The organism is Psychrobacillus sp. (assembly GCF_032154225.1).
Lineage (GTDB): Bacteria > Bacillota > Bacilli > Bacillales_A > Planococcaceae > Psychrobacillus.
In genome coordinates, this window is record NZ_JALDYF010000003.1 from 243,338 (window position 1) to 257,644 (window position 14,307).

General features: G+C 36.4%; 16 protein-coding genes and 1 other annotated feature. Of the genes, 8 read left to right on the plus strand and 8 right to left on the minus strand.

What is annotated here, in order from left to right; translation table 11 throughout:
* Window positions 1–101: 101 nt before the first annotated feature.
* Window positions 102–629 (plus strand): hypothetical protein, encoded by a 528-nt coding sequence (locus RUH95_RS06925; RefSeq protein ID WP_313892110.1) that lies wholly within the window; start codon window positions 102–104, stop codon window positions 627–629.
* 102 nt (window positions 630–731) lie between these two features.
* Here the strand turns inward: RUH95_RS06925 and RUH95_RS06930 are convergent, their stop codons facing one another.
* Together RUH95_RS06930 and RUH95_RS06935 are read right to left on the minus strand one after the other, a co-directional pair.
* A complete protein-coding gene (locus RUH95_RS06930; RefSeq protein ID WP_313892111.1) occupies window positions 732–1,346 on the minus strand; it encodes a kinase in 615 nt (204 codons plus the stop codon).
* Between the two features lie 31 nt (window positions 1,347–1,377).
* Complete coding sequence (locus tag RUH95_RS06935) at window positions 1,378–2,166, minus strand: GNAT family N-acetyltransferase (RefSeq protein ID WP_313892112.1); 789 nt, start codon at window positions 2,164–2,166, stop codon at window positions 1,378–1,380.
* A 132-nt stretch (window positions 2,167–2,298) separates the two neighbouring features.
* On the opposite strand from RUH95_RS06935, the gene RUH95_RS06940 reads away from it, so the two are divergent.
* Both RUH95_RS06940 and RUH95_RS06945 read left to right on the plus strand, forming a co-directional pair.
* A complete protein-coding gene (locus tag RUH95_RS06940; RefSeq protein ID WP_313892113.1) occupies window positions 2,299–2,793 on the plus strand; it encodes a nucleoside 2-deoxyribosyltransferase in 495 nt (164 codons plus the stop codon).
* Between the two features lie 144 nt (window positions 2,794–2,937).
* Window positions 2,938–3,474 carry a GNAT family N-acetyltransferase gene (locus RUH95_RS06945; RefSeq protein ID WP_313892114.1) on the plus strand — a complete coding sequence of 179 codons (537 nt, stop codon included), beginning with the start codon at window positions 2,938–2,940 and terminating at the stop codon, window positions 3,472–3,474.
* A 25-nt stretch (window positions 3,475–3,499) separates the two neighbouring features.
* On the opposite strand, the gene RUH95_RS06950 is transcribed toward RUH95_RS06945, so the two are convergent.
* Window positions 3,500–3,997, minus strand: coding sequence for a DinB family protein (locus RUH95_RS06950; RefSeq protein ID WP_313892115.1), 498 nt, complete (start codon window positions 3,995–3,997; stop codon window positions 3,500–3,502).
* A 730-nt stretch (window positions 3,998–4,727) separates the two neighbouring features.
* Window positions 4,728–5,003, plus strand: a binding site (T-box leader).
* A gap of 71 nt (window positions 5,004–5,074) precedes the next feature.
* Between RUH95_RS06950 and RUH95_RS06955 the strand changes: the two genes are divergently transcribed.
* The 5 genes from RUH95_RS06955 (at window position 5,075) to RUH95_RS06975 (ending at window position 9,470) form a co-directional block, all read left to right on the plus strand.
* Window positions 5,075–5,935 carry an SAM hydrolase/SAM-dependent halogenase family protein gene (locus RUH95_RS06955; RefSeq protein ID WP_313892116.1) on the plus strand — a complete coding sequence of 287 codons (861 nt, stop codon included), beginning with the start codon at window positions 5,075–5,077 and terminating at the stop codon, window positions 5,933–5,935.
* A 38-nt stretch (window positions 5,936–5,973) separates the two neighbouring features.
* Entirely contained in the window at window positions 5,974–6,531 is a 558-nt protein-coding gene (locus tag RUH95_RS06960) for an ECF-type riboflavin transporter substrate-binding protein (RefSeq protein WP_313892117.1), read from the plus strand.
* An 18-nt stretch (window positions 6,532–6,549) separates the two neighbouring features.
* Window positions 6,550–8,283, plus strand: coding sequence for an ABC transporter ATP-binding protein (locus tag RUH95_RS06965; RefSeq protein ID WP_313892118.1), 1,734 nt, complete (start codon window positions 6,550–6,552; stop codon window positions 8,281–8,283).
* The gene (locus RUH95_RS06970) at window positions 8,255–9,085 is read left to right on the plus strand and encodes an energy-coupling factor transporter transmembrane component T family protein (protein WP_313892119.1); all 831 of its coding nucleotides are present in this window, start codon (window positions 8,255–8,257) and stop codon (window positions 9,083–9,085) included. Before RUH95_RS06965 ends, RUH95_RS06970 begins: the two co-directional genes overlap by 29 nt.
* 91 nt (window positions 9,086–9,176) lie before the next feature.
* Window positions 9,177–9,470, plus strand: coding sequence for a potassium channel family protein (locus tag RUH95_RS06975; protein WP_313892120.1), 294 nt, complete (start codon window positions 9,177–9,179; stop codon window positions 9,468–9,470).
* A 51-nt stretch (window positions 9,471–9,521) separates the two neighbouring features.
* Here the strand turns inward: RUH95_RS06975 and RUH95_RS06980 are convergent, their stop codons facing one another.
* From RUH95_RS06980 to RUH95_RS07000, 5 genes are all read right to left on the minus strand, one after another.
* Window positions 9,522–10,637 carry a response regulator gene (locus tag RUH95_RS06980; protein WP_313892121.1) on the minus strand — a complete coding sequence of 372 codons (1,116 nt, stop codon included), beginning with the start codon at window positions 10,635–10,637 and terminating at the stop codon, window positions 9,522–9,524.
* Between the two features lie 41 nt (window positions 10,638–10,678).
* Window positions 10,679–11,614, minus strand: coding sequence for a heme o synthase (gene cyoE / locus RUH95_RS06985; RefSeq protein ID WP_313892122.1), 936 nt, complete (start codon window positions 11,612–11,614; stop codon window positions 10,679–10,681).
* Window positions 11,615–12,533: 919 nt separating this feature from the next.
* A complete protein-coding gene (locus RUH95_RS06990; RefSeq protein ID WP_313892123.1) occupies window positions 12,534–13,178 on the minus strand; it encodes an FMN-dependent NADH-azoreductase in 645 nt (214 codons plus the stop codon).
* A 148-nt stretch (window positions 13,179–13,326) separates the two neighbouring features.
* Complete coding sequence (locus RUH95_RS06995; RefSeq protein ID WP_313892124.1) at window positions 13,327–13,674, minus strand: DUF3147 family protein; 348 nt, start codon at window positions 13,672–13,674, stop codon at window positions 13,327–13,329.
* Window positions 13,674–14,075, minus strand: coding sequence for a MarR family winged helix-turn-helix transcriptional regulator (locus RUH95_RS07000; protein ID WP_313892125.1), 402 nt, complete (start codon window positions 14,073–14,075; stop codon window positions 13,674–13,676). Before RUH95_RS07000 ends, RUH95_RS06995 begins: the two co-directional genes overlap by 1 nt.
* Between the last annotated feature and the right edge of the window lie 232 nt (window positions 14,076–14,307).

Below are 14,307 nucleotides of genomic sequence, written 5' to 3' on the forward strand. Positions count from 1 at the left end.
CTTACTAGAATTGGTACTTTGTCCAAGTAACATTTAGTAAAGTGCATAATATAAGATTATGTCACCTGTTGACAAATATATTTTGAAAGGAGGGAATTTATATGCCATTAGCTTTACAAGCTTTTACTACACCTTCTAATACTAATGTCGTAGCGGATACAGCAGCACCACCAGCTAGTCTTCCAACTCCTGCGGTATTCACAACACCATCTACACCATTAATCAATGGAAATGGAAACTATATTTGGTCACCGAATACTGCATCTGGTCAAACCGTAACATTTAATACTCTGTTTAACCTTCCAGGTCTGCCAATTATTAATTTAGGTTTACCAGTTAGTGTTTTCTATGCATTTGCAGGAAATGAGACGGTAACAGTATCAGCCTCTCTAGAAGTTGTTAACGTATTAGGGATAGTTATACTGACTGTGCCTTTATTTGTTGGTGCAAATGGTTCAAATCCTGAGAATGTGGTAACTCTTTCAGCAGACACATTACTTGCGCTAGCTGTACTAGACACTGTCCGTATTAATGTAACAACGACAGTAGTTGCACCTGTAACATTGCCATACGACCCAGCAAACACAGGACGATACCTTGGAGAAGTTATCGTTCGTACGATTATCTAATCTTCATGTGTTTACGCTAAACAAAACAAGACCTTGGGATAATCTTCAGTCCCATGGTCTTGTTTTACATAGAGATGATAGTTACTAGTTTGTTCAGCAAACCTAACTTTTTATAATAATATCCGCAGTTTGTAACGGGTTTTCTTTTTCAAAATAGTAATCTTCTGCTATCCAATACCTTCTTTCATATTTACTTATCCTTTCATTCATATCACCTATGTATGCATCCCGCTGTAAAACCCTTTCGTATCTTGTCTCTTTTGGACAATCTAGATAAATCATATAATCAAAAAAGGTACTCCACTCTTTTCTTTGGAGAAAGATTCCTTCGATTAGTATCAAAGTACATTGCGATAACTCCATTCTTTTCAGATTACATTGGTCCTTTTCCGTTTCATAAAAGTTTAAATTGAGATGATTTTGATTTTGATGTACTGCCCCAAATAGATTTTCCTTAATAAATTGCACATCCCATTGCAACGTATAGTATTCATACCATTCTGGATATCCTGTGTTATATCTTTTCGCTCGTTCCACGATTAAATCATCGATATGAATAACTATTAATTTATATTCTTCTTTCGTCAGCTTTTCTTTCATTCTTTCTGCTATCGTCGTTTTACCGGCGCCACTTAATCCATCAATGCCAATAATGTAGGGCCGATCTATCTTCTGTAATTGCTTGATTCCTTCTATTGCTTTTTGCATGTCCGTCATAAATTAATCACCTTCTCTTTCCTTCCCACGACTAAAACTTTTTCCAAAGTGCTTTTGTATACGCTAATTTGAGACCTACCCGTTCCATATTTCGATGGCTGACACTTCCGAAAGTAGCTTCACTTGTTATATACTTGGCACCTTTTTCAATAGCTACTTGAGAACGCTTGTGAAGTAATGCCGATTGTACTCCCATACTACAGTATTCTTGTAATGTTGCTGCTGCAGCTAAAGAAGCAATTTCATCTTTAACAAATAACACGGCAATTCCAGCAGGTATGCCCTTTACATATGCCACATAAAATTCCCATCCAGGCACCTCAAAAAGAACTTCATTATTTTGCTTAATACCGTTTTGAATAAAGGTTGGAAGACCAAAAGCTTTCACATAAATAGAAGCAAATAAATCAAATTCATCTTTCTTTAAAGAATGGACCTCGACATAGGCTGAACTACTAATCTCTTTTATTTGCGAAGCTTCCCCTACAAAAGATGCATGAAAGCCATACTGAAAAAACTCTTTGTCTATTAACGCTCTGAATAAAAGCTCTGAACTATTTGGAGGCGTAATTTCGATTCGAAAGTCAATCGATAACTTGTGATAAAAATCTAGTATATCCACTAAATATGGAAGGTCATTTTCTCTTAAACCTCGTACTGTATTAAATGCTGGTCCAGGAATATTTTCCGCTGCAAAAACATATGTATTTCCTTTAACTAATTGATACACCCCCATCGGATTTCCTTCTATTGTTTGAATTGAGGTAAGCCTTGACTGCAATGTTTGGTTTTCAGCTCGCTCTATTATAGATAAATCCATTCAAATCCCTCCTTTTATGAAAGTAAATGTTCATAACAATTAATTCGTCATGAGTTGTTTATTTCCTTTATCTCCTTTGCTTTTTACAAACTTTTCCCTACAATAATATAGATGGAAATTGGAGGAATGGTGATGAAAAAAGGATATTTAGCGAATGGATTGTTTGGTTTAGGAGATAGATTGGTGAACGAATTGGTTGCCAAAGAAGTACGAGCAACGATTCCAGGAGTCGAATTATATGTGCCGCAAGAAAATGGGGCTATTAATGATAAGTCGGCTTATGCAGATAGTTTAGCAATTGCTAATGCTGACATTGCTGCATTAAAGGAAAGCGATTTTTTAGTCGCTATTATTGACGGAGTTGAAATTGATGCTGGAGTTGCTGCAGAAATCGGAGCATTTTCTATGTTGAATCGTCCAATATTCGCACTCTATACAGATACACGTCAACAAGGGCGAGACAACACGAAAAAAATAGAAGCACTAGTAGCTGATGGAACTGAAAATCAATTTATGTACCGAAATTTATTTGTAGTTGGTTTGATCAAACAAAATGGGATAATCGTTAGCTCTGTTGAGCAATTATGTGAAGCATTGAAAGACATTAGGTTTAACTATTCAGAATAATAAACTATAATAGTATCTATCTAGTTGAGAGGAGTGTTACAAATGAAAAACTTATTAATGGTGATTGAAAAGTAACAGGCATACGCCATCTCTTTTCAGTCCAATAGGGTGATTTTTAAATTATGACATGAAAAGAGGAATTGAATGTTTTATCAAGATAAAGAAGTAATTATTCGACCGATTCAACTGGAGGACTTACCTCGATTATGGGAACTAATGTGTAAAGACGAAACTCCTGAGTGGAAAAAATGGGATGCGCCTTATTATGAATATAAAGCTGTTCCTTTTGATGAATTTATGGAAAAAGCACATTCCTACGTTGAGCGGGAAAACTTTTGGGCAGTTGAAGTAGCCGGAGTTGTTCGTGGAATTGTTTCATATTATTGGGAGCACGAACCTTCTAAATGGCTTGAAATGGGCATTGGACTACATGAAGCCCCAAGCTGGGGACAAGGTATTGGAACAAGGGCTCTCACATTATGGATGAAACATTTATTTACGACAATGCCACTCGTTCGTGTCGGTTACACAACATGGTCTGGCAACGAACGTATGATTCGCGTTGGAGAAAAGTTAGGTATGACGATGGAAGCACGCATCCGCAAAGTACGTTTGTATAATGGTGTATACTATGACTCGATCCGAATGGGAATTTTACGTGAAGAATGGGAATTAATTTAATCATAATTGCCTGGTTAGGAACAATCTAACCAGGCTTTATTTCACTATCCACCTGCCAGCTTTTTTGAAGCTTTCGAATGTAGATAATTTGTCCAATATGATATGCATTGTGGGTAGTAACATTTCCAAGCACCTGCCACCAGTTGACGGACTCTGAAAATCCCACTACTTCACTTTCTACCTTTTCTTTTGTGAGTAAATCACGCCATTGTAGCAACACCTCAAGTAATTGCTCTGCTAGAGCATAAAATGTTTTTCCTTCTGGAATGATAAAACTTTTATCATTATCCCCTATAGATGGCACTGCATTTACATGTGATTTCCTATACCTTGTTTGCCATGTTTCATTCCAATAAAGTAAATGGTACACAATTTCAGCAATACTTTTACTATCCTTATTTGGCCTCCAAAATGCTTCTTCCTCAGACAAACCTTTCACTGAGTCCGAAAATGGTAAATACCAACTTGGATCATTTGCATTTGCTAGTAGCTGGTCCGATAAAACATCCTTCGCATGACACATATTTTCCACACCCTTCTTTTAATTTTTACTGTTATTTTATCACGTTTGTTGATTATCCTGTTTATTGGGAATTTGTGCTAATAGGAAATAAACACTATGCCTCCACGCTTGCCGCACCTTGCATGAGCCAACTTGTGCTGCGCCCAAGTGGGTCTCATACTTCGGCTCATGCGGCCCGACGCGCTAAGGCAACAAGTGTTTCGCTTTTTATATAGGTTATTATTCATGGAGATTTGAGCTTATCTATAATAAGTGACGAAGAATTTGCCTCTTCTCAATGCTTTTACACTTTCATCTAGCTTCCCTCTACTTAGTTGGGAAAATGGAGGGTTTAGTTGGAAATGCATTCATTTGCTCTCTCTTTTTAAGAAATGGCTCCACCATTCTAACTAAGTAGCCAGCCCTAATGGATTGAAGCGAAAGGGGGGCGACTCCGGCGGGAACAGCGTTAGCCGAAGACCCTGGACTGAGCGCATGCGAAGGAAGCGGCTGAGGCAACGCTCGCGGAAAACGTCCACCCCTGTAGCGAAAATCCCAGCGGAAACTCACTAAGACGTATTTTATGTAGAAAACGAACGATAATATTAAGTGGTTAATCAACACGCGTGTTATTTTATATTCTCTTTTTTAATAGAGATTCCTTTTTTTCAAAGATAATAAATCCAAATAGCTTTTATTATATATAAATGCTTGACAGTTTTTATAATAGGGTGTAAATTCACTATTATAAGAAAATGCGATGAAGAGAAAAAGTAGAATGGCAGAATTTCTTTTAGAGAGCTTCGGTAGCTGAAAAGAAGCAGAAAAACTCCGTTTGAACAATGGCCTCTGAGCACTACATTGAACACGCACATTGTTGCGCTTGAAATGTAAGCGGGATTTGGTACCCGTTATCAATACCACAGTCTAAAATCCATCACGAAAGGATTTTGTACTTGTTGAGGTTACTTATGTGAATAAGTAACGCATAAAAGGTGGTAACACGAGTATTATTCTCGTCCTTTTCAATCTATACGATTGATGAGGGCGGGATTTTTTTTATTCAAAAAAATTAAAATCAACTAGGAGGATGTTAACATGAGTGAAGGTTTATTAGTTTTACAATCAGATTTTGGTATTAGTGATGGTGCAGTTAGCGCAATGCATGGAGTGGCAAATTCGGTACAACGCGGCTTGCCGATATTCGATTTAACACATCAAATTCCACAATATAATATATGGGAAGCTTCTTATCGACTTCTACAAACGATTAATTATTGGCCCGAGGAAACGGTATTTGTATCTATTGTAGATCCTGGTGTTGGCTCTGATCGAAAAAGTGTCGTCGTGAAAACGAAGAAGAACCAATATATTGTTACTCCTGATAATGGAACACTAACGCATGTGTATAAACACATTGGCATTAAAGAAATCCGTGAAATTGACGAAACTGTAAATAGACTGCCGAATTCTGGCGAGTCCCATACTTTCCATGGTCGTGATATTTATGCCTATACTGGTGCTCGTCTTGCAGCAGGTGCCATTCAATTTGAAAATGTTGGACCAATTCTTTCTCTAGATTCTATTGTTGAATTACCTTTAAAAGAGTCTACACTTGAAAATGAAGTCATTACTGGTGTTGTCGATGTAATTGATAGCCCGTTCGGAAACTTGTGGACAAATATTAGCCGACTGCAGTTTAAACAACTAGAAGGAGATTATGGCGATTCCTTCAAAATTTCTATTACAACAGATAGACGTACAATTTATGAAAGTACATTAGTATATGGTCGCTCTTTCGCTGCTTCTCAAATCGGGGTCCCTCTTTTATATATAAATTCTTTGGATAATATCGCTATTGCTATTAACCAAAAATCCTTTGCAGACACTTATGGCATTGGCACAGGAATAAATTGGATTGTGACTATTCAAAAAGTTGAAAAAGTTGTATATAATTAATTGTTCCACAAATTTATTAAAAGACAGGGGAAAACGAAATGAAGAAATCTATTTTTTCAACGAAGACAATTGTTGCAATTGGTATTGGTACCGCAATATTTTTTATTTTATCTAGATTTGTTGCAATTCCTTCAGGTATTCCAGATACAAACATCAACACTGCATATGCCTTTTTAGCACTTATTTCTATTCTATTTGGTCCTATTGCAGGAGTATTTGTTGGCTTTATCGGTCATACATTAACTGATTTACTAATGTACGGTTCGGTTTGGTGGAGCTGGGTAATCGTCTCTGCTTTCATTGGACTTGGAATTGGTTTATTCTACAAACAATTTAATATAGAAAACGGCGAGTTCGGTACAAATAAAATTATTACGTTTAACATTGTGCAAGTAGTCATTCAAGCAATTGGTTGGGGTCTAATTGCCCCTATTTTAGACATTATAATTTATGCTGAACCTACGAACAAAGTTTTCGCGCAAGGTATCTTTGCAGGACTAAGTAATATCATTACTGTCGGTATTCTTGGTACAATCCTTTTAGTAGCTTATGCAAAAACAAGAACTAAAAAGGGAAGCTTGAGCTACGAGGAATAAGTAGATAAGGAGATTTACATGAAAAAACCCGTTATCGAGTTTAAAGATTTTTGCTTTCAATATAATAGTCAATCAAAACCTACACTCCACAATATAGATTTAACTATTTATGAAGGAGAGAAAGTTTGTATTGTCGGCCCATCTGGGTCAGGAAAGAGCACGCTCGTTCATTGTTTGAACGGGCTTGTTCCTTTTGCGTATAAAGGAAATATTACAGGCAGCCTCAAAATTTTAAACGAAGAATCGCAGAATCTTGATCTCTTCGCTATTTCACAAAAGGTAGGAACAGTTTTACAAGATACAGATGGACAATTTCTTGGGCTATCTGTAGGCGAAGATATTGCCTTTGCATTAGAAAATAATGCAGTGCCCCTTCCTGAAATGAAAGAACGTGTGAAACAAGCAGCAAGTCTAGTTCATATGTCCTCCTTTTTAAACGCACGTATACCAGAACTATCTGGTGGGCAGAAACAGCGAGTTGCACTAGCGGGGGTACTTGTGAATGATATTGAAGTTGTATTATTCGATGAACCACTAGCGAATTTGGATCCGGCTTCTGGAAAAGAAGCAATGTTGCTTATTGACGAGCTTCAAAAAGAATCGAAAAAGACGATTATTATTGTGGAGCACCGTTTTGAAGATGTTCTATCACAACCATTAGATCGAATTATATTGATGAACCATGGAAGAATCGTTGCAAATATTACACCAAATGAAGTGCTTGCCAGCTCTCTATTAGCAGAAAATTGGATAAGAGAACCGCTTTATATTAAAGCATTGAAGTATGCAGGCTGTGAATTATCAACTGATATGTCTTTAACAAAAGTGGAGAATATATCGAAGCCACATTTTCGCGAAAAGCTAATTCATTGGCAAGAAAATGTACAAGCTGTTTCGCATAAAGTCGATACTTCCGAGGCTGTACTATCTCTTAAAAACATAAGCTTTCATTATCCAAATAAAGAAAACACGATTAGTGATGTTTCTTTTACATTACATAAGGGTGAAATGATCAGCCTGATTGGAGCAAATGGAGCGGGGAAATCCACCCTTTCTTCCCTCATTTGTGGATTCGAAAAGCCGAGTGAAGGCTCCATCTTCTTTGGCAACATTGATTCAAAAGATGATTCGATTAAAGCCCGAGCAGAACGTGTAGGCTTTGTTTTGCAAAATCCAAATCATATGTTTTCCGAGCAAATCATTTTTGAAGAAGTTGCTTTTGGATTAAAACAAAAAAATATAGATGAAGAGGAAATTAAAAAACGAGTAGAAGATACGCTCACAATTTGCGGTCTCTATCCATTTAGAAACTGGCCAATTTCTGCACTTAGCTATGGACAGAAAAAAAGATTATCAATTGCATCTATCTTAGTTTTAGAACCTTCTATTCTATTGCTAGACGAGCCAACTGCTGGACAAGATTACAGACATACGACAGAGCTAATGTCATTTTTAGAACAACTTGCTCGCAAAGGAATGTCTATCGTACTTATCACGCATGATATGCATTTAATGACAGAGTACACAGATCGCGCAATTGTGTTATCAAATGGAAGCATTCTAGCAGATGATTCTCCTGCTCGTATCTTATCTAATACAGATCTTATTCGCACAGCGAATTTAAAGGAATCTTCTTTATACGAGCTAGCAGAGCAGTTCAACATGGTTGACTCTTCCCATTTCGTAGAGCAATTTATCCAATATGACCGGGAGGTGCGTGCGGATGAGCAACGGGCTACTGAGTTATATTGAACGTGATTCCATTGTTCATCGTTTAACTGGGGCTACTAAATTGATTTGTTTTCTCCTTTGGTCGTCTGCAGTAATGTTCACATACGATACTCGTGTATTATTCGTTATTTTAGTTGCAAGTATTGTTGTGTTTTTTATATCGAAAGTAAAACTAAAAGAAATTAGCTTTATACTTGCATTCATCCTGTTTTTCTTATTGTTAAATAATGTTGCCATCTACTTATTTGCACCACAGCATGGCACTGTTATATACGGCACTTCGCATGCAATTACAGGATCGATTGGTCGTTATTCAATTACACTTGAGCAGCTTTTTTATCAATTTAATATTACACTTAAATACTTTGCGGTTATTCCACCTGCTTTATTATTCATCGTAACGACACATCCGAGCGAGTTTGCCGCTTCTCTTAATCGAATTGGCGTAAGCTATCGACTTGCTTATTCCGTTTCTATTGCGTTACGATATATCCCAGATATTCAGCGTGATTTCAAAACGATTGCTCGCTCTAAACAAGCCCGTGGTGTTGATCTATCAAGCAATGAAAAATTAGGTAAGCGGTTTAAAAATATGATTTCGATTATGTTCCCACTCATTTTTTCGAGCTTAGATCGCATCGAAACGGTAAGTAACACAATGGATTTACGAGGCTTTGGAAAGCGTAATAATCGAACTTGGTATAGCGCTAAAAACTTTGTAAAAAGAGATTATATCGCTATCGCTATTACATTTCTTTTATTCGCATTAATGGTTGTCTTTATGTTCATCAATGGTGGACGTTTTTACAATCCATTTGTTTAAAAAGAAAGGTGGAAACAACATTTTTTCGTTTATATTAACCTTAAAACGATTGATAAAAGCACTATTTAAAGCCTTTAAGGAACCAATATTTTTGTCTTTATTTACTACGTTGTTTTTTATCATTCTTTCAGGTACTATCTTCTATACAACAAAAGAAGGTTGGAGTATACTAGACGCTATTTACTTTTGCGTCGTTAGCCTTATCCCAACGAGTATGGACACAAATCTTTCACCCGCTACTAGCCTTGGCAAAGTATTCACGATGTTTTACTTAATCGTCGGAACTGGGGTTATGTTTGTCGCATTACTCACGCTTGGTAAGACGATGATAAATACCGAAGCATTAGAAGACAAAATGAAAGACCGACGAAATCGAAAAGCGTAATAACAGATTAAAAAAGCGTGTTGTAAAGGCTTAGCCATTTACAACACGCTTTTATTTTAAGATGGACTCGTACAATTCACTTGCCATTTCCGAAGGAGTAATACCGATGTCTTTATGCAATGTAGACTTAAAGTTAGTATAAAGCTTTATCGCTTCTCCACGGTTACCAGCCTGAATATACCATTGCATAAGCCGTTGTACTGTAGAATCGGAATATGGGCTATGGTAAATAAGCAATTGTAAGTATTCATGCTGCTTATTTGGCATATTTCTTTGAGTATAGTAATCTATCATTTTTTCAAGAGATGATAATACTTTATGACGAATAGGCTGTTTTTTTATCAAAGCCCATTCATAATCATTCTTCGTCATATAATCTCCTGTGTACAAATGCATAACTCGTTCCAGCTCCGCAATATTATATTCATTAACATCCAAGCAACGATCAAGCACTTCTTCTAACTCTATTACATCACAATGAAAATTCTCTAATCTTAACGAATAACTTTCATTTGAAAATGCTAATACACCTGGATAACCAACCGCATCTAATGTTTTTCGTAAATAAGAAACAGCCGTATGTAATTGTACTTTTGCCTTTTGGTAATCCGTATGAGGCCAAAGATTTTCAATAATAATATCTCGATTAATATACGTTTGTAAATGGGTGATGAAGAAAGCAAACAGCTCTTTTGCCTTTGTAGTTCTCCACTTAATAGGCTCATTATTACTGTATACAGTAAATTCTTCGAAACATACTACTTGTAACGAAGAAATAACAGGTGTCGTCACCGAATCTGGTGTTAAATCTAATTGTTTCTCAATTCGTTTCAATGTTAATTCAAGCCTATCTTTCAGAATTGGCTTCAACAAATAGTCAATCGACTGAAGTTCGAATGCTTCAATTGCATAGTCTCGATAAGCTGTGACAAAAACGATGCAAGCATCATTTTTCTGCGCTTTAATCTGTTTGGCTAAATCCAATCCATTTACACTTGGCATTTCTATATCTAAAAAAGCAGCATGAAAGTCGAGTTCGTTTAGCTCGTCTAATAAATCTAAGCCATTTGAAAAAGTCTTAACAACCTCAACTCCGGATTCTTTTAACTTCCGCGTATTAGATTGTAAAGAAAGTAATTCATCATCTATCACTATTGCCCGAATCATGAAAACACCCCTTCGAGTTTCTCAACTTTTACTGTCTAAGGTTAGTACAATTTGAAAAATACTCCGATTAATGAGTACAGAATAACTGTTGAGAATAGAACCGTCATATGAATAAGCGAAAAGATAAACAACGTTTTTGCCCATTTCTCCGAGTCTTTCTTTTTATAACCAGTAATACTTAAAACAAGCCAGATAATACTTAAAACAAGCGCTACTAGTGTAATTCCTATACTTAAAGACCAAAAAAGAAAACTAGCAGCTATTAAAATAACTAAGTAAACATTTGTTTGTATATATGTTCGTCTAATCCCCTTTACCACAGGAAGCATCGGAACATTAGCGGCTTTATAGTCATCATGTTTGCGAATTGCAATTGCATAAAAGTGAGGCATTTGCCAAATAACTGTAACTAAAAAAAGTCCTATAACTGCAGGGTGTGTTACATCTGGATGAATCGCAGCCCATCCTATTAGTGGAGGCATTGCCCCGGAAATACTGCCTATTTCCGTATTATAAATCGTTCGACGTTTGCTCCACATTGTATATGGACCTACGTAAAAAAACAAACCTAGAAATCCTAAAAATCCAGCTAATGGCGTCGCTAATGCAAGAATCCCTATTCCTGAAATAGCCATTAAAATACCGAGCCATAATACAAACGTTGGATTGATCTCCCCCGTTACGGTTGGTCTATTTTTCGTTCTCTCCATAATGAGATCAATATCACGGTCGTATAAATTATTAAAAGACCCTGCTGCCGCTATTACTAATGCTGAACCGATAAAAGCAAATAACACTTCTGGAATTTTATCAAAGGGATTCATTTGGTACGTATACAAAGCCAATGTTAAACCTGCAAACATTGGAATAAGATTTGATTTAATAATTCCCGTCTTCACAGTTTTCGCTAAAATCGTTGACCACGCTTGCTTTGATTGCGTAGATGAGTCCTTCTCTATATTATTGTCTGTTTGCATGATTTCTGTTTCATTCCTTTTCTTATGCTACTCTCTATCATACAATCTAAATGCATATAAGTAATTTAAGTTGACCTTCTTTTTCACACTTCTTTAATAAAGTTCACAAATATGTACGTTTCTTGCCAAATTCCGTATTAGTTCCCTTTAATATATACTTCGTCATCTTCTTCGTACTTTTTCATCTTTTTCATACAAAATTTTCTTATTTTATCACGTCTGTTAAAAATTTGTGCTAATAAAAAAAGAATATCCTTTAAAACTAAAACACTCATTTTCGACTTGCTGTACATCCTCATTCGTACTTTACATAAAGTACGTCTTAGTGGTTTCGGCAGGGATTTGCTCTACAGAGGCGGACGCTTACCGCGGGCACGGCTTCAGCCGCTTCCTTCACTTCGTTCAGTCCAGGGTCTTCAGCTCGTGCTTTTCCCGCTGGTGTCGCCGCCTCTTTCGCTCCAATCCAATGGAGCCAGCTACTTATTTAGAATGGTGGAGCCATTTTTTTAAAAGAGAGAGCAAATGAATGCATTTCCAACTAAGCCTTCCATTTTTCCAACTAAAACGTAGAGTAGCAGATAGGTAAGTAATTGAAAATGTAAAAGCATTGAAAAATAGAAAATTGACCGTCAGATTTTATAGGTAAGCCCTATGATTACTAACCTATGTAGATAGTGATTTACTTCATGCCGTAGCGCGTCGGACCGCATGAGCCGAAGTATGAGACCCACTTGGGCGCAGCACAAGTTGGCTCATGCATGGTGCGGCAAGCGCGAAGGCATAGGGGCTATTCACTAAGACACACTACTTGGAATAAAACTCTGAAAAAAGTTAATCAACGGATGTGTATTTTATATACTTTCTTAAAACAAAAATCCCTCTCTGCTCGACTGAACAGAAAGGGATTCTACTTTTATTATTAAGCCTTAACAAGCTCAGCAGATAATGATTTTGCAACTGCAGTTACTTTTTCAAGACCTTCTGCAATAATTTGTTCTGCTTTATCTGGCATTGCGTTATGTCCTTCGATAATTACTTCTTCAATTGACATACCGAATACGCCACCAATTACATTACGCATATAAGTAGCAGCCATTTCCATTGGTGCAGTTTCTGGAGTTGAGTAAATTCCACCACGTGCACTTAATAGAATTGCTTTTTTCTCAGGCATTAGGCTAATTAATTGACCTTCTGGGCTATATTTAAATGCAAATCCAGCTTGGTATGTGTAGTCGATAAAAGTTTGTAATTTCGCTGGAATTGTTAAGTTCCATAATGGGAAAGCAAAAACTACTACATCTGCAGCTGTTAAAGCGTCCATTGCTTTTTGCTTAGCAGCTAAAATACGTTGCTCCACATCTAATAATTCTTCTCCGTTTTGCATTTTTCCAAATGCGTTGAACAAATCTTGACCAAAGTATGGCATATCTTCTGAGAATACGTCGAAAGTAGTTACGTTAAGACCTTGTGCGTCTTTAACCCCTTCCATAAATGTTTCGTACATTTTACTTGAAACAGCCTCTGCAGCTGGACGATTGTTTGCTTTTACTACTAATATGTTCATTTCTTAATTCCTCCGAGTTGTATAATTCCTGTGATTTTTATTCTCTTGTCTCACAAGAAATGATTCTAGCACAGCAATTAGTTCGAACTCAAGTGATTTGACTTGAAGGCTTTTTTATTTGTTTTAAGCTAATAAAAGCATAGTAAAATTATAAAGCTAATCCAAAAAAGTTAAGAGCAAGTTTTTGACACATTAAAAATAATCCCCAAGCTACACAACCTAATACGATTGCTACACTTAAATGCCATGATTGTTTTAATACAATATGTATCACAACTAACATGACTGCTGTTGCAGGGAGTCCCATCAATACACCAATTATGAATTTATTATTATGTTGAGCATCCCCACCTTGAATCGTTAGCCAGATGATGCTCAAAATACTGATTAGTGGTAGTGCTGCCAGTAATCCACCGTATGTTGGAAATCGCCTTGCAATCTCTGTCACAAAGCCAATAATAAGTCCCGAAACTAAAATTTTCACAACTACATACATTACTTCACAACCTCACTTAGCAATCGAAAGCCTTCCAACACTTTTTGTTGATCTTCCTCCGATAGCTTTGCCAATGCATTTGTTAATTTTCGTTCATCCAACTCCGTATTCGCCCTCAACATAATCCAACCATCCACTGTCAAAGATAAATACACTTTACGCTGATCTTCCTGCGAACGTTCTTTTTGTACCCACTTGCTTTTCTCTAGTTTTTTCACATGTTCAGATGCTGTGTTATGTGAAATATGAAGATGCTGCGCTACATCTTGAATTGTGACATGCTGTTGCTTTTGAATCAATTGTAAAATCCGCACACTTTGATGTGAAATTATTTCTTGCTGGCTGGGATGTAAATAAAAATAAATATCCGTAAAGTACTCATTTATATTTTTTATTATCATGCACCTCTTTATGTCGTATAAACAGATTATATCTGCTTACACGACATAAATCAATCTACTATTTATTGTGCTTCATAATTTCAGACCCTATTACACCTATTATTAAAATGATAAGCGAAACGATACTATAATCTGTAAAAAAAGTGATAAATGGAATATCAAAAAATCTAAACGCTAGTGTAGTAATCCTTCCTAGCAATAACAACAACCCTATTATTAACATCCAATTAAA